We start from the raw sequence: 24,942 nt of genomic DNA on the forward strand, positions 1-24,942 counted from the left end.
AAAAAAGCATGCAGATTATATATTCTGCATGCTTTTTTCTACAATGCTGAAAATTCTTCAACAAGTTCACTAAAACGATTTAATGCACTTTCAATCGGTTCTGGTGTAGTTAAATCGACGCCAGCTTTTTTCAGTAGATTTAGTGGATAATCTGAACTCCCGCCTTTAAGGAATTCGATATAGTTTTTCTGTGCATTTGGATCGCCGCTTAACAATTTATCGGCGATTTGAATGGCAGAGGCAAATCCGGTTGCGTATTTGTACACGTAAAATGGACGATAGAAATGAGGAATTCTAGACCATCCGTATTTTACTTCTTCATCAAATACAAGTGAATCACCATTATATTCTCTAAATAGATTTTCATAGATTTCACTGAAGATTTGTTCGTTTAATGGTTTACCTTGCTCAGCCATTTCATGTGTAATTTTTTCAAATTCTGCAAACATAATTTGTGTAAAGAAAGTACCTTTAAAGCTATCGATAAAGTAGTTAATTAAATGATTACGCACGTTCGTTTCTTTCGCTTCTTTTAATAAATAATGGATTAATAACACTTCATTTACTGTAGAAGCGACTTCTGCAACAAAGATGGAATAGTGTGCAGAAATTCTTGGTTGGTATCCGTGCGAATAATGCGTATGCATACCGTGACCACACTCGTGAGTAAGAGTGAACAGGCTATTTAAATCATCGTGATGATTTAAAAGAATGAAAGGATGAACGCCATATACACCAAAGTTATAAGCACCAGAACGTTTTCCAGGCGTTTCTCTCACATCTATATATCGTTTATCTTTAAAGCTTTTTAATGTTTCAATATATTCTTCTCCTAAAGGAGCAAGTGATGCAATCATAATATCAAATGCTTCGTCATATGGAATTTCTTGTTTCACACCCGTTACTAAATCGACGCTTAAGTCGTATTGTCTTAGTTCGTCTACATTTAATTTTTCTTTTCGAAGTTCATTATATGTGTGTAAAGATTGAATGTTTTTCTTCGTTGTATCAATTAAATTGTCATATACTTCTTTCGGAACCATATCACCGAATAATGATTTCTCTAAAGCAGATGGATACTTTCTTAGCTTTGAAACAGTAACGTTATTTTTAATTGCAGCAGATAAAGTAGAAGCGATGGAGTTCTTTAATTGAACATACGGTTTGTAATACGCTTTATACGCTTCTTTTCGCTTATCGCGATTCTCATCTTCTATTAATTTTGCATACATTCCGCGTGTTAAGTTTACTTTCTCACCATTATCAGTCGTCACTTCACCAAAAATAATATCTGCATTATTTAACATACCAAATGTGTGCTGCGGAGAAGAAAGTGCTTCACCCATTTGTGATAAAATTTCTTCCTGATCCTTATTTAATACGTGTTTTTTATAGCGGTACAATTCAAATAAATCTTCTTTGTAATATTGCAAGCCTTCTGTTTCTTCTATGTAAGTATGTAATGTGTTTTCATCGATGCTAAGTAAGAATGGAGAGAAGAATGATTTAGCTGCACTGACTTTCACATGTAATTGTGATACTTTATCAACGAGTGATTGGGAGTTCGTATCACGTGTATCTAGGTCAGATTGTAATCGTGCGTAAGCAAACATTAAAGATAATATGCTAGATACTTCTTCACTCTTCGTTAAATAAGATAGTAAACGATTGCCGTCGTGAATGTTGCCGTTAAATTCTTTTAGTTCGTTTGTTAATAAATCTATTTTTTTATAATCATTTTCCCAATCTTCAAGTGTGTCGTATATATCAGTTAAGTTCCATTTTTCACTATCAGGTACGTTTAATCGATCTGTAAGTTCTATCATAATCATTCCCTTTCTACATATGTAGTTATATTCCTATATAACTATGAAATACAACAAATTGCAAAAAATCCCTGCTGGAAATTGAAAAGCATCGCCAAAAGTGGCGATGCTTAAAGGTTATAATGTAATTCCAAATTTCGAATGTAAAAGGTTTGCATATTGTTCGTCTGTAACTGTTTCTTTCGTTTTTTTGCCGTTTTTCGTTACTGTAAGACTATCTTTCGTTAAAGAGGCATGCCCATCTTCTGTAAGTTTTACAATAAGAGGCATTTTATTAAATGGTGAACCTTCATGTTCAACGATAATTTTTTGTGCTGCATTTGCTTTTTCTTCATTTACTGCATCTGAATAAAATGCATAGCCTAACGTCCAATCATCAGCAGAAGATTGATCTAAAAACTCATTGTTTTTACGCATTTCTAACATGTAATTTCCTTTTTCAGTCGTTTCTTTACGAATACGATAATCTCCTGTAACAGAGTGAACAACTTCACCAGAGAAAGGGACAGGCGCAAGAGGTAAGTATGATCCGAAACCAACTTCAATTAAATAAAATGCATCCTGATATTTTAAAACAGTTGCAATATGTCCAGAATCAACAGCCCATATAGAATTTGCTGCATTATACACTGTTCCTGAGACGATATGAACATCGAATCTAGAGTCTTTAAGGAAGTAATACATAGTAGGATTTAATTCATAACAAAGACCGCCACGGTTGTTTATTAAAATTTTTTCTTTTACATTTTTTTTTGATATTTCTTTAAAGTTCTTTTCGAGAACATTTAAGTTTTCAAATGGAACAGTTTGTGCCATTGCTTGCATGATGTAAGGTAAATCCTCAAATGAAATTGTTTCTTTTTCTTCTATATGTAATCGTGCGAAAAACTGTTTTTGAAAGTCTGTCATGGAAACCCCTCCGTTAAACGATTTATATATATTGTATCTAATATTGCAAGGGGAAACATCTGCATATGTGCGTACGACTAAAGTATGACACCTTTACTTCTAGCTATACATATAGTATGATGATTTCAGTAAATTAGATTTCAATGACTATAATATAAATTAATGAGAGGTGCTTTTTGTGAGTGCGGTAGGTACTAAATAGGAAAAATTTAATGAAATAAATCGGATAAGATCAGGGGATTTTTATGTATATCATACCCCTAACTTTGTCATGGATTTATTTCGATACCTATGAAGATACCTACAATACTTTATAAAGCGTGTAATAAGAGGAATGCCATATACTTTTTAGGTGGCTTATTTTCTCATACGTTATTACACATGCCTTGTAAATGTAAAAGCTGCGGTATCCCCGCAGCTTTTTTGTATATGTTTTTAATGTATAAAAATGGTAATTGATTAATGTAGAGCTCATTGGAACCTAATGAGTAGGTATCTTCATTTTTGATGAAAATCAATCAAAGTGAGGAGAAACAAAAATGAATACGATGACTTTTGAAAAGTTACAATATAACGAATTAAAGGATATAGTGAAATCTTATTGTGTAAGTGGATTAGGGAAAGAATTATTAAATAAATTAGAACCGAGTACGAGTATAAAAGTAGTAAGGAATCGATTAAATGAAACAACCGAAGCACGAGCTATATTAGATGCAGAAGGGCATGTTCCTTTCTTCGGCATTTCAAATATTGCTAGTACAATTCAAAAACTAGAAAAAGGGATGATTTTAGATTCAGAAGAATTAGTAAGTGTTTCAGACTTTTTACGTGGATGTAGAAAGATTAAAAATTTTATGTTAGATAAAGAATTCTTTGCGCCAGTATTAGCTTCTTATGCAAATTCAATGAGCGAGTTTAAAAGTATTGAAGAGGAAATTAACTTTTCAATTAAAGGAAATAGCATCGATGCAGCTGCTAGTAAAGAGCTAAAAAGAATTCGAAATAATATCGATGCTGTAGATGGGAAAATAAAAGAACGTTTAACGAAGTTTTTAAATAGCAGTGCAAATAAGAAGTATATTCAAGAATTCTTTATTAGTAAAAAGGATGATCGCTATACGATTCCAATTAAATCTTCTTATAAAAACCAAGTTGCTGGAAGTATTGTTGAAGCCTCGGCAAAAGGTTCTACTGTATTTATAGAACCGCATACCGTTACAAAGCTGAATGCAGAACTAGCAGGTTTGAAAGCAGAAGAAGCAATGGAAGAGTATCAAATTTTAGCGACGTTATCAGGAATGGTAGTAGAAAATATTTATCATATAAAAATTAATATGGAACTTATTAGCCAGTATGATATGGTATTTGCGAAAGCGAAGTTTAGTAAATCAATTGATGGAATAGAACCGAAGTTAAACGATCATGGCTACATTCATTTAGTGAATTGTAAGCACCCGCTTTTAACAGGGGAAGTTGTACCGTTAAACTTTGAAATCGGTCAAGAATACCGTAGTTTAATTATTACAGGGCCGAATGCGGGTGGTAAAACAATTGTGCTAAAAACAATTGGATTACTAACATTAGCGACAATGTCAGGCCTTCATATTGCTGGAGATAAAGAAACGGAAATTGCTATTTTTGAAAAGGTGTTTGTAGATATTGGTGATAATCAAAGTATCGAAAATGCACTAAGTACATTCTCATCTCATATGAAAAATCTATCTGAGATTATGAGAATGTCAAATAATAATACGCTTCTATTGTTTGATGAAATAGGAAGTGGTACAGAACCGAATGAAGGCGCAGCACTTGCGATTTCTATTTTAGAAGAGTTGTACCTAGCGGGATGTATTACAGTTGCGAGTACGCATTACGGAGAAATTAAACGATTCTCAGAAATGCATGATGACTTTATGAATGCAGCGATGCAATTCAATAGTGAAACATTAGAGCCGCTTTATAAATTAGTAATCGGTAAATCAGGGGAAAGTAATGCACTTTGGATTGCAAATAAAATGAACGTAAGAGAGCGTGTACTGCAAAGAGCGAAAGAGTATATGGGGAATAAAGAGTACGCTCTAGAAAAAGTGAATGAAAGTAAAATTAGAAAACCGAAATTTGTGCAGGAAAAAAGAGAAAATCATTATGAGTACAAAATCGGTGACCGTGTAAATTTATTGGATCATGATGATTTTGGTATCATCTATAAGGAAATAGATAATTTCTATAACGTCGTTGTATATTATAACGGTGAATTCGTTGAAGTAAATGTAAAACGTATTACTTTAGAGGTAGCAGCAAAGGAATTATACCCAGAGGGATACGATTTAAATACACTATTTGTCGATTATAAAGAAAGAAAAATGCAACACGACATGGAGCGCGGATCGAAAAAAGCGCTTCGTAAAATTCAAAAAGAAATAAAAAAGAATAGAGGATAAATTAAAATGGTAACAATCAGACAAGAGCAAAAAAATGATTATAGAAAAACAGAAGAAGTTGTACAACAAGCATTTTTACATGAAGAATTTAGTGATAAAAAAGAACACGAACTTGTAAAACGTATTAGAGAATGTGACGCGTTTATTCCGGAGTTATCTATCGTTGCTATAGATGAGGAAATCGTTGGTCACATTATGTTATCGAAAATTACGATAGAACAGGATGGGACTTCTGTAGATTCGTTAGCACTTGCACCAGTTTCAGTTGCTAGGGGCCATCAGAAAAAAGGAATTGGCGGAAAGCTTATCGCGGCTGCTTTAGAAAAAGCGAAAGAACTTGGATATGGATCAGTTGTTGTGTTAGGACATCCAGAGTATTATCCAAGATTCGGTTTTAAGAAAGCAAGTGAGTGGAATATAAAGGCACCATTTGAAGTGCCTGATGAAGTGTTTATGGCGATGGAATTAAGAGGGGATGCTCTGCAAGGTGTAGAAGGGATTGTACAATATTCGAGTGCTTTTGCTGAGTAGAAGTATCGGTTAAGAAATGTATCATAAAAAACGCTATCTTTTTGTTGGGATATACAGAAAGGTAGCGTTTTTTTATTAAGTAAATCCAGTTACGTATATTTTGCTCAATGAATAATTAAGATGGTAAAATTGATATAGAAATGTAAAGGGAGAGAAGAGAATGAATAAGCGAGAAACAAATAGCAATGAGAATGTAGTTACGTTATATGTTACAAGACACGGTAAAACAATATTAAATACGAATCATCGCGCGCAAGGTTGGGCAGATTCTCCATTAGTAGAAAAAGGTGTGGAAGTTGCCACAAATTTAGGAACAGGATTAAAAGATATTCATTTTACGAATGCGTATAGTAGTGATAGCGGCCGCGCGATTGAAACTGCTAATTTAGTATTAAAATATAGTGAGCAGTCAAAATTGAAACTTGAGAAAAGAAAAGATTTACGAGAATTAAATTTCGGTATTTTTGAAGGTGAAAAACTTGAAAATATGTGGGATGTGGTTGGAAAAGCTGCAGGCGTTTCATCACCAGAAGAACTTATGAAGTTTTCTATTCAGGAAGTTATTGATCTTATTAGAGCAGCAGATCCTACGAAACAGGCGGAAGATTGGGAATTATTTTCTACTCGTATAAAAGCAGAGATTGATAAAATTAGTGAAGAGTCTGCTAAAGATGGCGGCGGTAACGTTTTAGTTGTAGTTCATGGACTTCTGATAACTGCATTAATAGAAATGATAGACAGCAGTAAAACAAAACTTGGAGTAGAAAATGCAAGTGTAACGAAAATTGTATATAAAGATGGGGAATACATCGTCGAGTCGGTTGGAGATATGAATTACGTTGCAAAAGGGAAAGCAAGTGTGGAAATATAAAAAATCACATATAGAAATAAGAAAAGGAAGGTAGAGAAATCTAGCTTCCTTTTTTAATTGGAACGATTATGGGATTAATAAAATCTTCCCAGTACTTTTTCTGCTCTCTAATAATTCATGGGCACGGGCACCGTCTTGTAAAGAGAATGTAGTAGGGCTCGCAATGTTTAATTTTTCGCTAGTGATCCAATCAAATAATTGAGTAGAGCGCTGCTTACGTTCTTCGAAAGTAGTAAGCACGTTCCAAAGGTCGCCGCCAGTTAAAGTTTTTGAAGTATCCATAAGCATACGTGGATCAACGGGCGCAGGATTACCGCCAGCCATTCCGAAAAATACGACAGTACCACCAATTTTAGTAGCGTTAAAACTTTCCTCAAGTGTAGAGCCTACTGATTCATATACAACATTTACTCCCGTACCATTTGTTATTTCAAGTACTTTCGTAGGCCATGATTCAGTATATAAAAATACGTGATCGGCACCAGCTAACGTAGCTACCTGTGCTTTTTCTTTTGATGATGTTAGACCAATTACTTTTCCGCCTTGTAGTTTAATCATTTGAATAAGAAGTTGACCAACACCACCAGCGGCAGCGTGTACTAAAGCTATATCACCTTGTTTTATTTGATAGCTATCTTTCGTTAAATAATGTGCTGTTAGACCTTGCAATAAAACAGAAGCGGCTGTTTCAAAAGAGATAGAATTTGGAAGTGGGATTGCTTTTTCTGATGGAACGGCAACTAATTCTGCATTTGCAAATGGGACATCAGCAAATGCAATACGGTCTCCAGCATTGAGAGTCGTAACGTTAGCTCCTACCTTTTCAACAATACCAGCGCCTTCATAACCTAATACATAAGGTGGATTTCCAGCGAGATGATAATCACCGCGGCGTCTATAAATATCGGCAAAGTTTAAACCGATTGCTTTTGTGCGGACAAGAATTTCATTTGGATTTATAATTGGATCCTTTAGTTCTTTATATTGTAGTACATTAGCGTCTCCGAATGTTTCGAAACAAAGTGCTTTCATATGGAATACCTCCATTAATATTGTTTGTAGATGTTCTTTATCATACAATACTAATATCAATAGAAAAAGAGGATTATTTCGATGGAATCAATCGGAAATATCGATTAGAGGGGATAGCAAATGGAGATAAAACAGTTAATTACATTTAAAGTAGCTGCAGATACTTTAAATTTTACACAAACTGCGAAGAAATTAAATTTTGCTCAATCGAGCGTAACGGCGCAAATTAAAACGTTAGAAGCTGAGCTCGGTACGCCGTTATTTGAGAGATTAGGAAAACGACTTTTCTTAACTGAAGCAGGAAGGAAGTTTCAACTATATGCCGATAAGATGATTGCACTTAGTAATGAAGCAAAAATGGCTGTGAAAGATGATGAAGAAATAGCAGGTACGTTAATAATTGGTGCGCAAGAAAGTCAGTGTACATATAGGCTTCCTTCTATATTAAAGAGGTTTAAGGCACAGTTTCCCCAGATAAAACTTATATTTAAACCAGCGCAGTCCAATAAAGATGCGAAGGAACAATTGATGGAGGGCAAAGTAGATCTTGCATTTATTTTGGATGAATGTAAAACGGAAGATGTTTTACATGTGGAGCCGCTTATGAAAGAAGAATTAAAAGTAGTAGCTGCCCCAGGGCATCATTTACTCGAGCAAACTTCCGTTTCTATAAAAGATTTAGAGAAGGAAACACTTTTGTTAACAGAACTAGGGTGCTCATATCGGACTTTATTTGAAGAGTTATTTCGTACAGAAGATGTGTATCCAGCAAATAAGATTGAGTTTGTTAGTGTCGAGGCAATTAAACAATGTGTCATTGCGGATTTAGGTATAGCAGTTTTGCCCGCAATAGTAGTAGAAAAAGATATACGAGAGGGAACGATAAAAGAGTTACATCTAGAAAATACTATCAATCCAATTTTCACACAAATTGCTTGGCATAAAGATAAATGGATGACAACGCCGTTGCAACAATTTATTGATGTAACAAGGGAGTTTTTTACAACGGATTAAGTGGAGAAATATTTATTTTATATAAAAGAAAAAATGGCAATTTTGTATAAAGAACCGATGCTTGAATGAAACAAGTATCGGTTCTTTTATGTTTTAAATAAAGAATGCTATAAAATGTGTATTTCTCAACTTTTTTTCTTAGACGGATAAGTAAATTTCTTCGTATATTCCAATAATCATAAGGGAATTTACAACGTTTATTTGTTTCTGTAAGATGCCTCTAGGAAGCATGAAAGGAGGGCTTACATAGGGGATAACTTGTCTTTATTATACGTACTTATTTTGAGGGAGGAGATTGAGAATGTTAAAAAAGCTAATGAAAGTGTGTGTGTTAAGTGTAGCGAGTGTAGGAGTATTATTTAGTTTTCAAGGAAGTACATTTGCAGCTACTGATTTAAGTAGTTATTATGACGGGAAAAATCCAGCAACAACGAAAGTATACGGGGGAAGTACAACGTGTGATGCAGATGGTTTTAATGCGAAGTCTACAGCAGTTTACGAAGGTAGTAAAAAAGTAGGGACAGTGTATTTACGTTACAGCAATAAATGTCATGCTGCATGGGCTAAGTTTGTGTTAGATCAACCAGCACCAGCTGTTTCGGGAGGGGTGTATGCGTACGCTGTTGTGAATAAATACAAAAATGGTGTATTCCAAAAATCAGTTACTTCTAATCAGGGGAACGGCACAATAAAAACAGGTCAAACGAGCACGTATACAGGAATGGTATTTGATTTAACTGCAGATTTCGGATACACAGCAGATGCTGAAGCGGTTACGTTTAATAACGGTTACGGGAAAACAGCACGTTATTAATAAAGGAGTGAAATGATATGAAACTTGTAAAAAAGGCAAGTGCATGTTTATTGCTATCTTTACTCGTTGTAACTAGTATGTTTAGCACAACTAATAGAGATAAAGCGTATGCGGAAGACCATTCGTATGATGGGAAAAGTCCGTATTACAATAGTTGTGATCAATCAGCAGTAACGAAAGAAAAGAAATGGATCGATTCAAATTCTTATGTGGAATTAAAATTTAGCACGACGTGTAAGACAGCATGGGCAAAAGTTACTGTAACCCGCCCAGCAGTTTATAATAACGAAGCTGATGCAAGAATCGTTAGAAAAACAGATGGAAAGGCATATACTTGCGGAAGTGCTGGAGGAAATGGTGTTGTAAATAAAGGGCAAACATCATGCTATACGCCAATGGTATATGATTTAGATCCAAGAAAGGCGCAAGCGCAAGGGAAACATGCCATTCCGAATAGTGATGCATATAATTATGCTGAGACTATTTGGTATTGATGATATTATAAAAGTTTTTAGATGGCATATTTCAAGAGCATGTTTTGATTGGTTTTCAAAACATGCTCAACCTATATTTATTTTAATCTTTTCGATAATCTGTGACTATAGAATTAAATAAGATCTGTGTCAGGAGGAGTATATCCAAGGTGACGAGCCATAGATACAATTTGCCCTTTATGATGAAACTCATGTGTCTCCGTATGAGTTAAAAGCCATAGTGGAGTTGTGCCCCAAGGTTCTTTTTGCCATTTCACTTCATTTGCTATATTTTCGAGCCACCGGTCATTGTATTCATCTAAAAAACGTAGTGCAACCTCATCTACTAACTTAAACCTAGCACGAACCTTTTCGACATCTGCATGCTCAATTTCATAATCACTAGCAAATGAAAAATCTGCTCGTTTTTGTTTGAATGCGAATGATCCGAGCCAGTATCGATAGCAATCGGCTACATGAATATGAGTTTTTATAATGCTACCGCTTCCGAAATTCGGAATTGTGTTATGTAATTTTTCTAGTGGGATTTCTTCCAAAAACGTAAATAGGGTTTCTCTTGTAGAACGAATAAGGTTATATTGTTGTTTTAAAACATGTAACATGCGATTACACTCCTCTTTTGTTTGCTGAAATATCAGTGTAGTAAGTAATTCTATATTTACGAGGGATGAACCTTTTAATTATTTTTACTAAGCATATTAGGTGTATTTCTTAATTGTTTCTGATAGATTAAACAAGGTGAGGTTATAATAAGTGGAACATTATTAGTTCATAATAAATTGTACATAAAAAGGGGAACGATAAAATGAATAGAACAGTTGGTTTAAAACAATTTGAATTAACGCGCGGGGCATTACTTAAATTTATGGAAACGTTAGATGATAAAACTGTGGATACGCAGCCGGATGGCTTTAACAATACAATTCGCTGGCATATTGGTCATGTGTTAACGGCAGCAGAAACTTTTATGTTTGGAAGAGAATTTAAACAATTACCAACTGAATATCCAGGTATGTTTGGATATGGATCAAGACCATCTAAATGGGAAAAAGAAGGACCATCATTAGAAGTGTTAACGGCTCAATTAAAAGAACAAGCAAAGCGTATTAACGAAATTCCAGCAGAAGCATTTGAAAACAAACTTCCAGAACCATTCCTAGGATTGGAAACAGTAGGGGAGCTTTACGGTATGATGCTTTATCATGAAGCGGATCATATTGGGCAAATGAAGGCGATGGAACGTATTATTAAGGCTCTTTAGTAAAAAAAACGAAATCCTAGATGGATTTCGTTTTTTTATTGAGCAAATAGAGTAAATGAATTAAGGATAATGCTTTAACATCATTAGCATTATCCTTTTGACTCCTTCAAATGTTTTAACTGTGTAACAATCATAATACTAATGACAACGAGTAAAAACCATGAGCTAATTTTACTAAGATGAACGAGGTTCCATGCTTCCTGTTGATTTGGATATTGCCATGCTCCGAAAAATGTTACGATGTTCTCTGCAATCCAAATGAAGAAACCAATAAGAAAAAAGGAGAGAACGAGCGGCATTTTATATGTAACGCCTTGTAATGAAAATTCCACAAATGTGTGAAAGAAAACAATGAATAATAGTAAAGTTAATACCCATCGAAAGTCATATAGAAAATGATGTGTAAAAAAATTAAAGTAAATCATAGCGCCTAACGGTATGGCAAAAATAGCTTTAGGCCAATGATACATTTGTAAATGCAATCTTCTCCACGCTTGGCATATGTAACTTGCGACACTCGCATACATAAAACCGCTGTAAAGTGGAACTCCGAACACTTTTGAATACGCCTCTTCAGGATAACTCCATGAACCGAAATGAACTTTATATATTTCTAGAAAAAGCCCGATGAGGTGAAAGACAGTAATTACTTTTAATTCGTCTTTCGTCTCAAGTCCAGTCTTGTACATAATCCACTGCATAAGAAGACATACGATGAGTATGAAATCATAGCGATATAACCCTGGAATAGAAATGATTTTTGAAAGGGCTAGTGTCAAGAAAATAACGACTGGGAATAAGCAAGATAATGCTTGTTCGTAAGTAAAATAGAGTAGTTGTTTTACATAAAACATTGTGTCACCTTCTGTAAGTTCTTTTTGATTGAATAATCTGAAGAATAATTAAGTATACTATAGTTCTAAATAATAGAGAACTATAATTAGTTTGTTTGAAAAAGCATAAAAATGTAAAATGAAGTTAATTTAATGAGAGGGAGTTGTGCCAATGTCAGCGCTTATTGTAAGTATCCCGTTTATAAAGCAGTTTATGGAACAAGGGGATAAATAGGCTAGAATAATTATCCCCGTTATTTAATAAAGGGGGAGTTTGAAATGACAATGAATCTTTTTCAAAATAAAGCTATTACATTATCAGTTATGAGAGAAACGGATGCGAAAGTAATGGCTACGTGGCAAGAGGATAGTGAATATTTAAGAAATATAGATACAGATTTGGCATTCCCGCAATCGTTACATGAAATAGCGAGTGACAGACTATTAAAGGGGCGAAAATCAAATAGTGTTTCTTTCATGTTAAGGACAGTTCAAGATGATCGCTTAATTGGTTTTGTGGCAATCCATGGCGTAGAGTGGAATAACAGAACGGGTTTGTTAGCAATTGGTATAGGAGATGTAAATGATAGAGGAAAAGGATACGGGAAGGAAGCAATACAACTTATTTTAAAGTATGCCTTCTATGAAATGAATTTACACCGCGTTGGTCTTGATGTCATTTCGTATAATAAAGCAGCTATTGCATTGTATAAAAAAATGGGCTTTCAGATGGAAGGGTGTATGAGGGAAGCAGTGCAAAGAGATGGGAAGTGTTTTGATCGTATCATTATGGGGATATTGCGGGATGAATGGATTATGCTGCAAGATTAGAAAGTACATTCAATATTACACATGTAATATGCAGGAGATATAATATTAATTGGCGAATTTTTACAGTGAACTAATTGCATTTATAAGGAGTTATGTGAGATGAACTTAGAAAAATCAAAACCAGTAAATGAAGAGGTCGCTGAATTAAAAGAACTAATTAAAGAATTGCATGGAAGTGTACACCAACTTCAAAGTGAAGTACAGCAACTAAGGCACGAAAGACCGGTTGTTGAAGTGAGAAAAGGTGTTCAATTATCTCCAACAATCGTCGGACAAATTGGTGGTATGATTTTAGGTGGTTTAGCAATTATAGGGATATTTTGGTGATGAAAAAAGGTATGCAGTTTAGCGCTGCATACCTTTTTCGGTGTCATTATTTGTCGGTAAGTCGATATTCTCTGTCGAATCGCCGGTATATTTAGAAAATTGTTGATATATTCGAAGGAACGATCGATATATTTTAAAAATCGTCGATATAATTTCACACACCATAACCTCTACATTAAGTAACGTAAATATATATAAGCATGTGATAATAATAATGCAATGATTGTTAATGGTAAACCAATTTTTAAGAAGTCCATATAAGAGAAAGCATGTCCTTCACGTTTCGCAATACCAGCAACGACTACGTTTGCTGATGCTCCGATTAATGTTCCGTTTCCTCCTAAGCAAGCTCCAAGTGATAACGCCCACCATAGTACTTCGATTTGCGGAGAATCGACAGATAGTCCGAGTCCTGTAGCTAAATCTTGAATAAGAGGGATCATTGTCGCGACAAATGGGATGTTGTCAATTGTCGCAGATGCGATGCCGGATACCCATAGGATAAGTATCGCAGCGAAACCGATGTCGCCATTTGTTACGTCAAGTACTTGTTGTGCAAGAGAAGAAATGAGTCCGATGTCAATTAACCCGCCAACGAGAACGAATAGTCCGGCGAAGAAGAAAATGGTTACCCATTCAACGTGAGCAAATATATCTTCTATCTCATGTTCTTTCACGCCGATTAACATAAGAAGTGTAGCACCTGTCATCGCAATAACCGCAGCATCTACATGAATAATCGAATGAAGTACAAAGCCTAAAATAGTTAGTCCTAAAATCGTAATCGATTTTAAAAGGAGACTTCGATCTTTAATATAATCTTTTTCATTTAATGCCATTAACAATTTAATTTGCTCAGGCGTTGTTTTTAGTTTGTTACGATACATGAAGTAAATAATGCCAAGTGTTACGATAGAAATAATAATTACGATAGGAGCTAAGTTAAGTAAAAAGGCATTGAAATCTAAATGCTTATTTGCTGATCCAATCATAATGTTAGGTGGATCACCGATTAATGTTGCTGTTCCGCCTATATTTGAAAATAGTACTTCTGAAATCAAATAAGGAACAGGATTAACTTTTAAAATACGTGTAATGGATAATGTAACAGGTACGATTAATAAGACGGTCGTTACGTTGTCCAAAAATGCAGAACCGACAGCAGTTAATAGGGAGAGTAATAATAAAATGCGAATCGGTTTTCCACCAGCTGCTTTTGCCGCTTTAATGGCTACAAATTCAAAGACGCCTGATTGACTCGTAATATGTACGAGAATCATCATCCCGATTAAAAGGGTAATCGTTTCCCATTGAATATGTGATGTGAAAGCAGTATGTAAATCTACAACTCCAAAAATAACCATAATAGCAGCACCGAATAGTGCGATTACAGCACGATTCAATTTCTCAGAAATAATAAATCCGTACGTGACTAAAAATACGGCAATTGCAAAATAATATTGCCAATTTGCTACTTCATGTGCTGATTGTTCCAATCGTGTCACCTTCTTTAAAGTATGTATTCAATTGTAAAAATGCATCCCTCTGCATAATTTATATTGTAGCAAATTCAAAAAAGAAAGAAAACTAATTAACAAAGTGAAGGAAAAAATGTATTTTTTACATATGATATAAAAAATATAAAAAACACAGTGCAAATTATTAGGAAAAGTGAGCGTTGTCCTCTAATATAGAGATAGCAATTTACATTATTTTTGCGTAAAATGGTTTAAAGAGGTGAATTCCGATGGAAATAGTAAAAGATAGTTCTCTTATTCAAAATGAAATTGAACGTTTTGTAAATAAAGATGTATATATTCATTTAGAAACGACGAACGGAGCGTATGCGTCACACTTTAATGAAAAGATGATGACAGTTGGAGCATTCATTCGAAATGCAATTATTCGCTTTGAACGCGGGAAGATTACTGGAACAAACCCATACCGAGTTGGTCTAAAGATGGATCATGGTTGGGTGTATGCAGAAGGTATTACGCACTGGGAAGTAGACGGTCAAGAGCGTTTATTACTAGCAGGGCACGATAATCAAGGTCGCTTAGCGGTAGCGCTTGAGTTAAGCTTAACGCCATTTAAGTAAGAAGGAGGGAAACTTATGGAGAGACATGTACTTGTTGTATTTCCGCATCCAGATGATGAAGCATTTGCTGCGGGAGGAACAATTCGCTTATTAACAGACCAAGGAGTACCTGTAACGTATGCATGTGGTACTCTTGGGCAAATGGGACGTAACATGGGGAAAAATGTATTCGCTAACCGTGAAACGATTCCAAATATCCGAGAAAAAGAATTAAAAGATGCATGTGAAGCGATGGGAATCAAAGATTTAAGAATGCTTGGTTTCCATGATAAAACGTTAGAATTTGAAGATGTTGATTTCGTTGCAGATAAAATTGAAGCGATCATTCAAGAAGTAAATCCATCTCGAATTATTACATTTTATCCAGAGCACGGCGTACATCCGGATCATGATGCATTTGGCCGCGCTGTAGTTCGCGCCGTATCACGTATGTCAAAAGAAGAACGTCCAGTTATTCATGCGGTTGCGATTACAAAAAATCGCGAAGCTGTACTAGGTGAGCCGGATGTTGTAAATAATATTAGTGAAGTATTCGAGCATAAATTAGCTGCACTAGGTGCGCACCGTTCACAAACAGAAGCGATGCTTGAAGAAACGCATGCAAAAATAAAAAATAAAGATGCAGCAACATTAAAATGGTTGCAACTTGAACAATTTTGGACTTATAAATGGGAGTAGGCTAGAAGGATATCTTCTAGTAGCTCTTACATAGAAAAAGCGCCGTCATTTGTGATGGCGCTTTTTCTATGTAAGAGTATAAATATTAGAAATTCAAACGATTCTTCGTGAAGGTGTAGATGGATATAGACGCCACGTTATGTTTGGATCTGAAATAATATTCTTTATTTACTGATTATTAAAATAATAATAAAATTTAATTAACTCAAAGTCAGGGGGATAGTACTATATGAATGGTATAAATATTAAAGCAACCTCAAAAGAAGATCTACAACAAATTTTCAAACTATGTACAATTTATGATCAAGCTATGTACGGTGAAATTGATACAACGATAGAGGATATAACTAATTCATGGAAAGGTATTGATGTTGGTAAAAGCTCTTATGTTGTTATGAATGGAGAAGAAATAATCGGATACGGAATTTTGACAGGGAATGAAGGGCAGTTTCCATCTGCTGTACTTATTCATCCTAATTATATGAATCAAGGCATCGAACAAGTAATATGGTCAAAGCTTGAAGAGCGTGCTACAGATCTTGTTAGTAATTCGTCTTGCTCGAATGGCACGATTATAACACAAGCAAATAATTTCTATGAGGAAAAAGTGTTAGGGGAAGCTAGGTTTATTCCAACTCGTATTTGGTGGGGAATGGGGATTGAATTAAAGGAAAGTGTTCCAACACCAATATGGCGAAATGGTGTTACAGTGCGACATTACATACCTGGTGTGGATGATGAGAGATTACATCAAGCTTTTAATGAAGCCTTTGCAGACCACTGGAATTCGCAATCTTCTACGTTAGAAGAGTTTTTGCAGCGTACAGAAAGAGATGGGTTTCATCCTACACTATGGTCACTAGCCATGCTTGATGATGAAGTAGTTGGTTTTATCTTTAGTAAAAAGGGTGCTGACAATAAAGCTGAAATTACTCATTTAGGTGTAAGGCGTTCTAAGCGGAAACAAGGATTGGGATTAGCGTTGTTACATCATGCATTCGGTCAATTATATGAAGAAGGGATTTCAAAGGTCCATCTAAATGTAGATTCTGAAAATATTACAGGTGCACCTCGCGTATATGAAGCAGCTGGAATGGAAGTACAGAGTAAATTTGTGCGTTTTGATAAGGAAGTATTGTTAGAAAATAAAGAGGAAGTCAAGATATTTCGAGAAACCCTTAATAACATTATATTTTAATTTAATGTCAGACATTATAAGGGGTAAATTAAAAAGGATAAATGAGCAGAATAAAATATGCTCATCTATCCTTTATTTGTACTACAAATGCCCTATTTGCTATAACAAGAAATTGTAATGTTGTTGTAGTAACGCCCCGTTAGTTCAATAAGAACCTAAAAATTCTGTTTGAAGTTCTCTCTCTATAACCTTCTTTTCGAAGGAAACACTATACGCCTTAGCATTAGGCCTTGAGCTAACTATTTTATTAATTCCTTGTTCCTTGTAATGAATAGCAACCCCATCATCTGTCGCGACCCCTGATTGTATTTTTTTTGATTCAATAAGTTTGTGATATGTAGGTCTTCTTTCTATTTCTCCATCGTAATGTGGACAATTACTCCCCTTTAAAAACCCCAAACATTTTATTGGTTCGAGTACATCCCCATACGAATCAGTAACCCCTTCTTCAAACCAACAAATGGAACCTGCGCTTAACCCAGCTAAAATAACGCCTTGATTCCACGCTTTTCTTAGAATACCGTCTAAACCCCATTCTTTCCACAAAATTAAAAGATTTTTAGTATTTCCTCCACCAACATATACAATGTCTTTCTCTAAAATAAAGCTCTCAAGATCCCTTGTCGGAGGTTCAAATAAAGATAAATGAGATGGTTTACAATCTTGTTGATTAAAAAAGTTATAATACCTTGATATATAATTATCAGAATCTCCACTTGCAGTAGGGATAAAGCAAATTTGTGGTTTAGCTTTTTTTGCTTGCTTTAATATATATAAATCTAACAATGGGTTATCTGGTTCCATTGAAAACCCACCACCACCAAGAGTAATTATTTGTCTCATATACGTACTCCTTTCAAAACAAAATATTAAGTGATAAGTTCTACAAATAATAAATAATCCCTTGTTGAACTAACCTATCCGTTAGTTTAATAAGAGTAGGTGATGCCTTTAGGTACATCACCTACTCAAATGATTCAAAGTAACTCGAAACCCATTTAGTGTTATTTTCTGCAATATATTCTTTTGCAAGAATTAGTCTTTGGACAAGTTCTTCCTGAGTTAATTTCATATATTTCCATCTCAGATTATCGAGATTAAGATTGGACGGATGTATTAGGTATGCAAAGATAGGTAATTTTACTAATATACTAAATCTCCAGGTGATATATGAAAATAGAATTTTTACGTGATAGTAGCAAGGGAAATAAAATGCATTTAAATGGTGGAAAATGACGTTATCAGATATAGATATTAAAGTACATGCAGTATGAAACCGAGGAAGATATACTTTCCTCGGTTATTTATATTGTAATAATATTAGTGCAGGAATCATATTGAATAGATGTATTTTATTGTTAAATTAGTTAAAAATTAATTAGATTTATGAATAATAATTTATTGAAAAAATAATTGAATTTTTCAGATAAATAAATTAATATAAAGTAAGAAATTTTCAGATTTATAGAAAATCGGAAAATGAGAGGTTTTGGAAATTTTATAAGAGGAAATAAACGATTTTAAGATAGCTTTAAAGCTATCTTAAGATGACGTTTGCTTCATCATTTTCAGACCAAATAGGAATTAGGGTAAAGTATCGTGTTTTAAATGCGGCTATGAATCATCTAAGAGGGGGAAGTGAAGTGGCAAACAAAGAATTGAAAAGAGGTTTAGAAGCACGTCATATTCAAATGATAGCTTTAGGCGGAACAATTGGTGTTGGTTTGTTTATGGGATCAGCCAGCACGATTAAATGGACAGGTCCGTCAGTCATGCTTGCTTATGCAATTGCAGGTATTTTTATCTTCTTCATCATGCGTGCCATGGGAGAAATGTTGTATATGGAGCCAAGTACAGGCTCATTTGCGACGTTCGGTCATAAGTATATTCACCCGTTAGCTGGTTATATGACAGCGTGGAGTAACTGGTTCCAGTGGGTTATTGTTGGAATGTCAGAAATTATTGCAGTTGGGGCGTATATGCAGTATTGGTTCCCAGATCTACCAGCTTGGATACCAGGTGTTATCGCAATGGTTATTCTTGGTGCAGCTAACTTAATTTCTGTTAAGTCATTTGGTGAATTTGAATTTTGGTTTGCGATGATTAAAATCGTTACAATTCTATTAATGATTATTGCGGGATTTGGCCTAATTTTCTTCGGAATTGGTAACGGCGGAGAAGCGATTGGTATATCGAATCTTTGGTCAAATGGCGGTTTCTTTACAGGTGGTTTTTCAGGATTCTTCTTTGCTTTATCACTTGTAGTTGGAGCATATCAAGGTGTGGAATTAATCGGGATTACTGCTGGTGAAGCGAAGGATCCGAAGAAGACACTTACAAGAGCGATTCAAAGTACAATTTGGCGTATTTTAATTTTCTACATCGGTGCGATTTTCGTTATTGTAACTGTGTATCCGTGGGATCAATTAAGTACAATTGGTAGCCCGTTCGTAGCAACTTTTGCGAAGGTTGGTATTACGGCTGCTGCAGGACTTATTAACTTCGTTGTTATTACAGCGGCAATGTCTGGTTGTAATAGTGGTATTTATAGTGCGGGACGTATGTTGTATACGTTAGGTGTAAATGGACAAGCACCGAAATATTTTGCGAAAATTTCTAAAAACGGTGTACCTTTATTCGGTACAGTTGGCGTAATTATCGGTTTAGCGGTTGGTGTTGTTTTAAGCTACATTGCACCAAAAAATTTATTCGTATATGTATATAGTGCGAGTGTACTTCCTGGTATGGTACCATGGTTCGTCATTTTAATTAGTCAAATTAATTTTAGAAAAGAAAAGGGAGCAGAGATGAAAGATCATCCGTTCAAAATGCCATTTGCTCCTGTTACAAACTACTTAACGATTGCCTTTTTAATTATGGTATTAATCGGAATGTGGTTTAACGATGATACTCGTATTTCACTAATTGTAGGTATTGTTTTCTTAGCTATCGTTACAATTAGTTTCTATGCTTTCGGAATAGGGAAACGTGTTCCGTTAGATGTTCAAAATAATCAAGAGGTTTCAAGTAAATAAAGATAGTAAAAAAGTCCGATTTCTTATTTAGAAATCGGACTTCTTGTTATTAAAATTTCTCTAATACAATCTTCCCAATTGTACGCCCACCCTCAAGTAATGCATGTGCCTTTTTAAGATTTTCTGCATTTATCGGTGTTAACGTATCGTTTAAAGTTGTATGAAGGATACCTTCATCTAATAATTCGCTCACTTTGTTTAATAACTCGTGCTGCGTAATCATATCACCAGTTTCATACATCGCTTTTGTGAACATAAACTCCCAAACGAATGTAGCGCTTTTACTTTTTAAAATACCCATCTCAAGAGGGTGCTCATTTTCTACGATAGAGCAAATTTTACCTTGTGGCTTAATGAGGTCACATATTGCTTGCCAATGTTGATCTGTGTTGTTTAAGCAGAAGATGTAATCTACATCTTTTAAGCCAAGTTCTACGATTTGATCTTTTAATGGTTTATGGTGGTTAATTGTATGATCAGCGCCAAATTTTTTCACCCAGTCTATCGTTTCACCACGTGAAGCAGTTGCGATGACATTCAGTCCAGCCCATTTCGCAAGCTGAATTGCAATTGAACCTACGCCACCAGCTCCGCCGATAATTAAAATGTTTTTAAATGTATTTTCACTTTTCTTAGCGTAATCAATGCCTAAACGTTCGAATAAACCTTCCCACGCCGTAATAGCTGTTAAAGGAATTGCTGCAGATTCAGCATCGCTTAAAGTTTTTGGTTTTTTACCAACGATTCTTTCATCAACTAAATGGTATTCACTATATGTACCTTGTCTCGTAATGCTTCCAGCGTAAAATACTTCATCGCCTACTTTAAATAATGTACAACCTTCGCCAGTTTGAACGACAACACCACTAGCATCCCAGCCGAGTATTTTCGCTAGATCTTCTTTTTTATCTTTTGGAGAGCGGACTTTTGTATCAACTGGGTTAACGGAAATCGCATTAATTTTAACAAGTATATCTCTTCCTATCGCAACAGGTCTTTCAATTTCCACATCAATTAAACTGTTTTCTTCTTCAATAGGTAAGTATTCATGTAAACCAATTGCTTTCATTTTAATTTCCTCCATTAAAGTAAGAATCTTATTCTCTTTCATTATAGGGGGGAAAGGTTGTTATGTAAAAAAAGGATACGCTAATTGTTTTTTGGTAATTTAGAAACTATTTTAAATATTAAGTGTATATGGTGTCCTTATGGTAGAAAATATTGTGAGGTGAATGGCTAATGACAATACAGTCAAGAATTAGCAAAGTACATAGCATAATATAATCATAAAAGAATTAAGGGGAAACTAAAAGGCATGAGTCCGGTACAATACCGGACCCATGCCCAAGAAGCTGCCTAATGAAATAATGTGTCTAACTTTTTGGGGTCACTGCAAACAGGATGGCTCTTCTTTATTTCACATATACATAGGCTTTATTTACAATTAAGCAGATTTTATTTTATATAAATATTACTATACTAATCTAAAATTTCTGTGTTTACATTTTTTTCTTTTTATCTCATAATTTTAATTGGGAAAAGGGAGGAAAGAAATGGTTCAAATCAAATGGAAACTTAATTCCAGCAAATAAAGAAGGGATGTATAAGGGCCGACAAGTAACTGTCACTGAACATATCTTAGGTGGATATCGAAGGGGAGCAAAACATAATAGCCCTTATACTAGTTTCTCAATAAATCCTGAAGTTGCAAGCAATTATGGTAAAAATATTATTGATATTGACTTACCTGCTTTAAGAAAGGGTATTAGAGAAGGAGAAGTAACAGACGTTGCTATTTTGAGCCCTAAGCAAATAGAACGTTTAATAAAGCAAGATTCCGCAACTACAGATCATTGGAAAAATCTCGCTTTAAATTGGACTAAAAGGGATACGGAATACCTTATAAGAGGAGAAATTCCTAGTAAGTACTTTAACATTAAGAAATGAGAGGGATATTCGCTATGAAACTATACTTTAAAGACATACATTTAGGTGATATTTCAAATGCAAATGGTGATGGTTTTTGGATGTATGGGGATATTAACTTCACTAATAATATTTCTGATTTCAAAGAGTTTCTTAACAAAATGGTAGATGAAAATAATCCATCTTTAGATGATGTAAATCCAATTCTATTGGATGAAAACAATTGGTTTGTATCTAAAAATGATCAATTAGAGGGAATTGGAATACCCGCTGTCTATTTTGATTCAAATGAAATAGAATGGCGTTGGAGATAAATAAAAAGGTTCTCAGTTAAGAGAACCTTTTTCACCTCACTTCACATAAGATGAATTTTGTTGTCGCTAACAGGGGGATAACAAAATCAATTTTAATTTCTTCTATATTTTGTTCAAGGGATGAAAATAAAAAATGAAAAAACGTGTCTAACTTTTTGTGGTCACTTCACATTTCGCTCATGACTTTTTTAACTAAATAATCTTTTTAAATAAGTTATATACTTTTTTTGAACTATCTTCATTTAATTGATAATACGTAAGGTTTAAATCATCAGGAGTATCTTGCTGAGCGATCATCACTTCGCCATTGTCGTGATCAACTACCCATATGAAATATTTTTTATAAGTTCCATCTTCAAACGTAATCCACATATCACAATCTATTAAATCTGAGCCTTCTTCATCTAATGTTAATTTCCCTTTTTTCGCGGTATCTATACTCGTAATGAACGTTTTTAATTCATCTGTTTTTGTGAGAAAGATATCCTTTTTCGTCTTAATTGATTCTACATGTATATCTTTTATTTCCTGTTTCCCTAAAAAAACAGGGGGTTCATTTGGATCTCGTGAAGTTGAAATAATAGTCACTTTCTTTTTCGGTTTGTTTGCTGTATAGAGATCTTGAATAGATTTTCCAGAGTTTAAAAACCATACGATTCCAAAAATAATAAATGCGCTACCTAGCAGTAAAATGATTTTCTTAATAGAATATTCTCCTCTCTACTACTTCGTGTGAAGAGTTTTTCTATTAATATATGATAGGTAAGCGTAAAGTATTATAGTTGTACGTGGCTATTCTTCACAGTTTTAATAGGGCGATCAACGAATAAATTGTAAGTAAGCCCAATTAATACGAGAATTCCACCGATAATTTTGCCAATTGATAGCTCGTTTGTCATGAAGAAATCAATGATAGTTCCCATAAACAATTGTCCGATAAAGATGAGTAACGTTAAATAAAATGCTGATATTTTAGGAGTAATATAGTTAGATAATGAAATAACGATAACGCCTACTAATCCGCCTAAGTATACAGCGATAGGAATGGATTGTAATGTATGCATTGGAATATAAAATGAATCTGAACTGAAAATTAAAAATATCATAGAGAAAAATAATCCAGTAATATAATTGAAAAACGTTCCTTCCCAATTTCCAATTTTCTTTGCTAAATTCGCGTTAATAATTCTAGCAACAACGATAGAAACACCAGCTAAAATAGCGATACAAATATATAGCATTTTCTTACCTCCATTAATAAATTGTCATGACTATAATTCCAGAAGAGATGAATAATAATCCAACTAGTTTTTTCTTTTCAAACTTTGCAACCTTCATTCCTAATAAACCGAAATGATCAATAACGATAGAAGCAATAGATTGACCGAGTAAGCTTAATGCAATCGTAATAGAGGCACCAAGTGCGGAGAAACTTATATTGCTAAAAAGAACAGTGAATACTCCAATCGCTCCAGCGCTATATAAATAAAGCGGAATGCCTTTTTCAAAGTGAATTTTATTTTTGTTAAGGATTAGCACGAAAACAACTGCTATTAATCCTACAAGATGAATGACGACACTGGCTGTATAATTGCCAATCATCTCAGATAAAATCCCGTTCAATGGAAGCATAATGGCAATAAGCACCCCGATAAAGACAGAAAGAAAGTTATACAATGTAATATCCCCTTTATATTTCATGTTTGTAATGACTGTATCACGCTGAAATTGTGTATTGTTATGACATATGTCATAGTGAAAGAAGAAAATTTTGTATACAATGGGGATGAGCTGTAAAGGTGGGGGGAAGTATGAAGAAAGTATGTAACAAGAATAAATTAGCAGAGTATATGAAACAAAATAATATTGATTCATTTTTTAGTAATGATATGAAACCATATATGGAACTTATATTTTTTAAAAAGAATGAGTTCATTTGTAGGGAGAATGAGGAGATAGATTACTTATATTTTTTTGTGGAAGGAAAAGCGAAAGCGTTTAATACATTAAGTAACGGGAAATCCGTATTATTATGCTTTTATGATAGTTTACAGTTACTAGGGGATGTAGAATTAATACACTCCCAAAAGACTGCTTCTAATGTGCAAGTGATGGCAGATTCATACTGTGTTGGTCTGCCTTTAGGAAAAGTGAGAAATCAACTATTTCATGATGCAAAGTTTTTAAGATGTATTTGTGGATCATTAGCACATAAGTTAAATCGACTTTCAAAAAACAGTACAATTAATTTATTATACCCGCTTGAAAATCGACTCGCAAGTTACATGTTAGCGGCAGGAGAAAGGGCAGCTCAGCACGGAAATAGAATTGTGTTTAGCGGGAATTTAACAGAAATAGCTGAATTGCTAGGAACGAGTTATCGGCATTTATTGCGCACCTTGAATACCTTTTGTGATAAAGAGATAATCAAGAAAAACAATGGTTGCTTTGAAGTGATGAATGTAGATATTTTGAGGGAATTGGCAGCAGATGTGTATAAATAGGAGGA

27 protein-coding genes and 1 pseudogene are annotated in these 24,942 nt (G+C 34.4%); 17 read left to right on the forward strand and 11 right to left on the reverse strand.

The annotated features are described in order from the left end of the window. Nucleotides 1–38: 38 nt before the first annotated feature. A complete protein-coding gene (gene pepF / locus ACQKNI_RS00410; RefSeq protein ID WP_088229811.1) occupies nucleotides 39–1,826 on the reverse strand; it encodes an oligoendopeptidase F in 1,788 nt (595 codons plus the stop codon). Nucleotides 1,827–1,943: 117 nt separating this feature from the next. After that, nucleotides 1,944–2,735: an arylamine N-acetyltransferase family protein gene (locus ACQKNI_RS00415; RefSeq protein WP_088229810.1), complete on the reverse strand. Its 792-nt coding sequence runs from the start codon at nucleotides 2,733–2,735 to the stop codon at nucleotides 1,944–1,946. 539 nt (nucleotides 2,736–3,274) lie between these two features. Here ACQKNI_RS00415 and ACQKNI_RS00420 point away from each other — a divergent pair. The 3 genes from ACQKNI_RS00420 to ACQKNI_RS00430 all read left to right on the forward strand — a co-directional run bounded on the left by ACQKNI_RS00420 (nucleotide 3,275) and on the right by ACQKNI_RS00430 (nucleotide 6,578). Beyond that, nucleotides 3,275–5,176, forward strand: a complete 1,902-nt coding sequence (locus ACQKNI_RS00420; protein WP_098252718.1) for an endonuclease MutS2 — start codon at nucleotides 3,275–3,277, stop codon at nucleotides 5,174–5,176. Between the two features lie 6 nt (nucleotides 5,177–5,182). After that, nucleotides 5,183–5,707, forward strand: coding sequence for a GNAT family N-acetyltransferase (locus ACQKNI_RS00425; protein ID WP_088229808.1), 525 nt, complete (start codon nucleotides 5,183–5,185; stop codon nucleotides 5,705–5,707). Between the two features lie 160 nt (nucleotides 5,708–5,867). Further along, nucleotides 5,868–6,578 (forward strand): histidine phosphatase family protein, encoded by a 711-nt coding sequence (locus ACQKNI_RS00430; protein WP_098882781.1) that lies wholly within the window; start codon nucleotides 5,868–5,870, stop codon nucleotides 6,576–6,578. Between the two features lie 66 nt (nucleotides 6,579–6,644). On the opposite strand, the gene ACQKNI_RS00435 is transcribed toward ACQKNI_RS00430, so the two are convergent. Then, entirely contained in the window at nucleotides 6,645–7,610 is a 966-nt protein-coding gene (locus ACQKNI_RS00435) for a quinone oxidoreductase family protein (protein ID WP_098841000.1), read from the reverse strand. 120 nt (nucleotides 7,611–7,730) lie between these two features. Between ACQKNI_RS00435 and ACQKNI_RS00440 the strand changes: the two genes are divergently transcribed. From ACQKNI_RS00440 to ACQKNI_RS00450, 3 genes are all read left to right on the forward strand, one after another. After that, nucleotides 7,731–8,624, forward strand: a complete 894-nt coding sequence (locus tag ACQKNI_RS00440) for a LysR family transcriptional regulator (RefSeq protein ID WP_088229805.1) — start codon at nucleotides 7,731–7,733, stop codon at nucleotides 8,622–8,624. 301 nt (nucleotides 8,625–8,925) lie between these two features. After that, nucleotides 8,926–9,438, forward strand: a complete 513-nt coding sequence (locus tag ACQKNI_RS00445) for a YjfA family protein (RefSeq protein WP_098252720.1) — start codon at nucleotides 8,926–8,928, stop codon at nucleotides 9,436–9,438. A gap of 17 nt (nucleotides 9,439–9,455) precedes the next feature. Further along, nucleotides 9,456–9,932, forward strand: coding sequence for a DUF2690 domain-containing protein (locus ACQKNI_RS00450; RefSeq protein ID WP_088229803.1), 477 nt, complete (start codon nucleotides 9,456–9,458; stop codon nucleotides 9,930–9,932). 113 nt (nucleotides 9,933–10,045) lie between these two features. Here ACQKNI_RS00450 and ACQKNI_RS00455 read toward each other — a convergent pair whose 3' ends face one another. Continuing rightward, a complete protein-coding gene (locus tag ACQKNI_RS00455; RefSeq protein WP_098357617.1) occupies nucleotides 10,046–10,534 on the reverse strand; it encodes a DinB family protein in 489 nt (162 codons plus the stop codon). Nucleotides 10,535–10,737: 203 nt separating this feature from the next. Between ACQKNI_RS00455 and ACQKNI_RS00460 the strand changes: the two genes are divergently transcribed. Then, complete coding sequence (locus ACQKNI_RS00460; RefSeq protein ID WP_098357618.1) at nucleotides 10,738–11,193, forward strand: DinB family protein; 456 nt, start codon at nucleotides 10,738–10,740, stop codon at nucleotides 11,191–11,193. 89 nt (nucleotides 11,194–11,282) lie between these two features. Here the strand turns inward: ACQKNI_RS00460 and ACQKNI_RS00465 are convergent, their stop codons facing one another. Then, nucleotides 11,283–12,047 (reverse strand): DUF817 domain-containing protein, encoded by a 765-nt coding sequence (locus ACQKNI_RS00465; protein ID WP_427282094.1) that lies wholly within the window; start codon nucleotides 12,045–12,047, stop codon nucleotides 11,283–11,285. Nucleotides 12,048–12,305: 258 nt separating this feature from the next. On the opposite strand from ACQKNI_RS00465, the gene ACQKNI_RS00470 reads away from it, so the two are divergent. After that, nucleotides 12,306–12,857, forward strand: coding sequence for a GNAT family N-acetyltransferase (locus ACQKNI_RS00470; protein ID WP_088229799.1), 552 nt, complete (start codon nucleotides 12,306–12,308; stop codon nucleotides 12,855–12,857). 99 nt (nucleotides 12,858–12,956) lie between these two features. Continuing rightward, the gene (locus ACQKNI_RS00475) at nucleotides 12,957–13,184 is read left to right on the forward strand and encodes a hypothetical protein (RefSeq protein ID WP_001047525.1); all 228 of its coding nucleotides are present in this window, start codon (nucleotides 12,957–12,959) and stop codon (nucleotides 13,182–13,184) included. 170 nt (nucleotides 13,185–13,354) lie between these two features. Here ACQKNI_RS00475 and ACQKNI_RS00480 read toward each other — a convergent pair whose 3' ends face one another. Continuing rightward, on the reverse strand, nucleotides 13,355–14,680 hold the full coding sequence (locus ACQKNI_RS00480) for an ArsB/NhaD family transporter (RefSeq protein ID WP_088229798.1): 1,326 nt from the start codon (nucleotides 14,678–14,680) through the stop codon (nucleotides 13,355–13,357). Nucleotides 14,681–14,931: 251 nt separating this feature from the next. Here ACQKNI_RS00480 and ACQKNI_RS00485 point away from each other — a divergent pair, with 251 nt between their 5' ends. From ACQKNI_RS00485 to ACQKNI_RS00495, 3 genes are all read left to right on the forward strand, one after another. After that, the gene (locus ACQKNI_RS00485) at nucleotides 14,932–15,282 is read left to right on the forward strand and encodes a YojF family protein (RefSeq protein ID WP_000407040.1); all 351 of its coding nucleotides are present in this window, start codon (nucleotides 14,932–14,934) and stop codon (nucleotides 15,280–15,282) included. Nucleotides 15,283–15,297: 15 nt separating this feature from the next. Continuing rightward, nucleotides 15,298–15,960 (forward strand): bacillithiol biosynthesis deacetylase BshB2, encoded by a 663-nt coding sequence (bshB2, locus tag ACQKNI_RS00490; protein ID WP_000439461.1) that lies wholly within the window; start codon nucleotides 15,298–15,300, stop codon nucleotides 15,958–15,960. 229 nt (nucleotides 15,961–16,189) lie between these two features. Further along, a complete protein-coding gene (locus ACQKNI_RS00495; RefSeq protein WP_427282096.1) occupies nucleotides 16,190–17,158 on the forward strand; it encodes a GNAT family N-acetyltransferase in 969 nt (322 codons plus the stop codon). Nucleotides 17,159–17,302: 144 nt separating this feature from the next. Here ACQKNI_RS00495 and ACQKNI_RS00500 read toward each other — a convergent pair whose 3' ends face one another. Beyond that, nucleotides 17,303–18,001, reverse strand: coding sequence for a Type 1 glutamine amidotransferase-like domain-containing protein (locus ACQKNI_RS00500; RefSeq protein WP_427282097.1), 699 nt, complete (start codon nucleotides 17,999–18,001; stop codon nucleotides 17,303–17,305). Between the two features lie 800 nt (nucleotides 18,002–18,801). On the opposite strand from ACQKNI_RS00500, the gene ACQKNI_RS00505 reads away from it, so the two are divergent. Further along, nucleotides 18,802–20,193, forward strand: a complete 1,392-nt coding sequence (locus ACQKNI_RS00505; protein WP_427282099.1) for an amino acid permease — start codon at nucleotides 18,802–18,804, stop codon at nucleotides 20,191–20,193. Between the two features lie 49 nt (nucleotides 20,194–20,242). On the opposite strand, the gene ACQKNI_RS00510 is transcribed toward ACQKNI_RS00505, so the two are convergent. Beyond that, nucleotides 20,243–21,262, reverse strand: coding sequence for a zinc-binding alcohol dehydrogenase family protein (locus tag ACQKNI_RS00510; RefSeq protein ID WP_427282101.1), 1,020 nt, complete (start codon nucleotides 21,260–21,262; stop codon nucleotides 20,243–20,245). A 177-nt stretch (nucleotides 21,263–21,439) separates the two neighbouring features. Here ACQKNI_RS00510 and ACQKNI_RS00515 point away from each other — a divergent pair. From ACQKNI_RS00515 to ACQKNI_RS00525, 3 genes and pseudogenes are all read left to right on the forward strand, one after another. Then, a pseudogene (locus ACQKNI_RS00515) lies at nucleotides 21,440–21,553 on the forward strand (IS3 family transposase); the annotation flags it as partial. 239 nt (nucleotides 21,554–21,792) lie between these two features. Continuing rightward, nucleotides 21,793–22,140, forward strand: coding sequence for a hypothetical protein (locus ACQKNI_RS00520; RefSeq protein ID WP_240522845.1), 348 nt, complete (start codon nucleotides 21,793–21,795; stop codon nucleotides 22,138–22,140). A gap of 14 nt (nucleotides 22,141–22,154) precedes the next feature. Continuing rightward, nucleotides 22,155–22,433 (forward strand): hypothetical protein, encoded by a 279-nt coding sequence (locus ACQKNI_RS00525; protein ID WP_016126853.1) that lies wholly within the window; start codon nucleotides 22,155–22,157, stop codon nucleotides 22,431–22,433. Nucleotides 22,434–22,625: 192 nt separating this feature from the next. Here the strand turns inward: ACQKNI_RS00525 and ACQKNI_RS00530 are convergent, their stop codons facing one another. From ACQKNI_RS00530 to ACQKNI_RS00540, 3 genes are all read right to left on the reverse strand, one after another. Next, the gene (locus ACQKNI_RS00530; RefSeq protein ID WP_098357620.1) at nucleotides 22,626–23,120 is read right to left on the reverse strand and encodes a hypothetical protein; all 495 of its coding nucleotides are present in this window, start codon (nucleotides 23,118–23,120) and stop codon (nucleotides 22,626–22,628) included. An 89-nt stretch (nucleotides 23,121–23,209) separates the two neighbouring features. Then, complete coding sequence (locus tag ACQKNI_RS00535; RefSeq protein ID WP_098357621.1) at nucleotides 23,210–23,674, reverse strand: DMT family transporter; 465 nt, start codon at nucleotides 23,672–23,674, stop codon at nucleotides 23,210–23,212. Between the two features lie 13 nt (nucleotides 23,675–23,687). Further along, on the reverse strand, nucleotides 23,688–24,134 hold the full coding sequence (locus ACQKNI_RS00540; RefSeq protein ID WP_141552121.1) for a DMT family transporter: 447 nt from the start codon (nucleotides 24,132–24,134) through the stop codon (nucleotides 23,688–23,690). 110 nt (nucleotides 24,135–24,244) lie between these two features. On the opposite strand from ACQKNI_RS00540, the gene yeiL reads away from it, so the two are divergent. Then, a complete protein-coding gene (yeiL, locus tag ACQKNI_RS00545) occupies nucleotides 24,245–24,937 on the forward strand; it encodes a transcriptional regulator YeiL (protein ID WP_098357623.1) in 693 nt (230 codons plus the stop codon). Nucleotides 24,938–24,942: the final 5 nt, after the last annotated feature.

This window comes from Bacillus sp. NPDC094064, assembly GCF_050279585.1.
Lineage (GTDB): Bacteria > Bacillota > Bacilli > Bacillales > Bacillaceae_G > Bacillus_A.

Bases quoted from the DNA above. Each gene is read 5' to 3' on its own strand.
- ACQKNI_RS00450 (WP_088229803.1), top strand. From the start codon at position 9,456: ATGAAACTTGTAAAAAAGGCAAGTGCATGTTTATTGCTATCTTTACTC.
- yeiL (WP_098357623.1), top strand. From the start codon at position 24,245: ATGAAGAAAGTATGTAACAAGAATAAATTAGCAGAGTATATGAAACAA.
- ACQKNI_RS00445 (WP_098252720.1), top strand. From the start codon at position 8,926: ATGTTAAAAAAGCTAATGAAAGTGTGTGTGTTAAGTGTAGCGAGTGTA.
- bshB2 (WP_000439461.1), top strand. From the start codon at position 15,298: ATGGAGAGACATGTACTTGTTGTATTTCCGCATCCAGATGATGAAGCA.
- ACQKNI_RS00430 (WP_098882781.1), top strand. From the start codon at position 5,868: ATGAATAAGCGAGAAACAAATAGCAATGAGAATGTAGTTACGTTATAT.
- ACQKNI_RS00535 (WP_098357621.1), bottom strand. From the start codon at position 23,674: ATGCTATATATTTGTATCGCTATTTTAGCTGGTGTTTCTATCGTTGTT.
- ACQKNI_RS00525 (WP_016126853.1), top strand. From the start codon at position 22,155: ATGAAACTATACTTTAAAGACATACATTTAGGTGATATTTCAAATGCA.
- ACQKNI_RS00440 (WP_088229805.1), top strand. From the start codon at position 7,731: ATGGAGATAAAACAGTTAATTACATTTAAAGTAGCTGCAGATACTTTA.
- ACQKNI_RS00455 (WP_098357617.1), bottom strand. From the start codon at position 10,534: ATGTTACATGTTTTAAAACAACAATATAACCTTATTCGTTCTACAAGA.
- pepF (WP_088229811.1), bottom strand. From the start codon at position 1,826: ATGATAGAACTTACAGATCGATTAAACGTACCTGATAGTGAAAAATGG.
- ACQKNI_RS00465 (WP_427282094.1), bottom strand. From the start codon at position 12,047: ATGTTTTATGTAAAACAACTACTCTATTTTACTTACGAACAAGCATTA.
- ACQKNI_RS00540 (WP_141552121.1), bottom strand. From the start codon at position 24,134: ATGAAATATAAAGGGGATATTACATTGTATAACTTTCTTTCTGTCTTT.
- ACQKNI_RS00485 (WP_000407040.1), top strand. From the start codon at position 14,932: ATGGAAATAGTAAAAGATAGTTCTCTTATTCAAAATGAAATTGAACGT.
- ACQKNI_RS00420 (WP_098252718.1), top strand. From the start codon at position 3,275: ATGAATACGATGACTTTTGAAAAGTTACAATATAACGAATTAAAGGAT.
- ACQKNI_RS00475 (WP_001047525.1), top strand. From the start codon at position 12,957: ATGAACTTAGAAAAATCAAAACCAGTAAATGAAGAGGTCGCTGAATTA.
- ACQKNI_RS00425 (WP_088229808.1), top strand. From the start codon at position 5,183: ATGGTAACAATCAGACAAGAGCAAAAAAATGATTATAGAAAAACAGAA.
- ACQKNI_RS00470 (WP_088229799.1), top strand. From the start codon at position 12,306: ATGACAATGAATCTTTTTCAAAATAAAGCTATTACATTATCAGTTATG.
- ACQKNI_RS00510 (WP_427282101.1), bottom strand. From the start codon at position 21,262: ATGAAAGCAATTGGTTTACATGAATACTTACCTATTGAAGAAGAAAAC.
- ACQKNI_RS00460 (WP_098357618.1), top strand. From the start codon at position 10,738: ATGAATAGAACAGTTGGTTTAAAACAATTTGAATTAACGCGCGGGGCA.
- ACQKNI_RS00435 (WP_098841000.1), bottom strand. From the start codon at position 7,610: ATGAAAGCACTTTGTTTCGAAACATTCGGAGACGCTAATGTACTACAA.
- ACQKNI_RS00520 (WP_240522845.1), top strand. From the start codon at position 21,793: ATGTATAAGGGCCGACAAGTAACTGTCACTGAACATATCTTAGGTGGA.
- ACQKNI_RS00500 (WP_427282097.1), bottom strand. From the start codon at position 18,001: ATGAGACAAATAATTACTCTTGGTGGTGGTGGGTTTTCAATGGAACCA.
- ACQKNI_RS00495 (WP_427282096.1), top strand. From the start codon at position 16,190: ATGAATGGTATAAATATTAAAGCAACCTCAAAAGAAGATCTACAACAA.
- ACQKNI_RS00415 (WP_088229810.1), bottom strand. From the start codon at position 2,735: ATGACAGACTTTCAAAAACAGTTTTTCGCACGATTACATATAGAAGAA.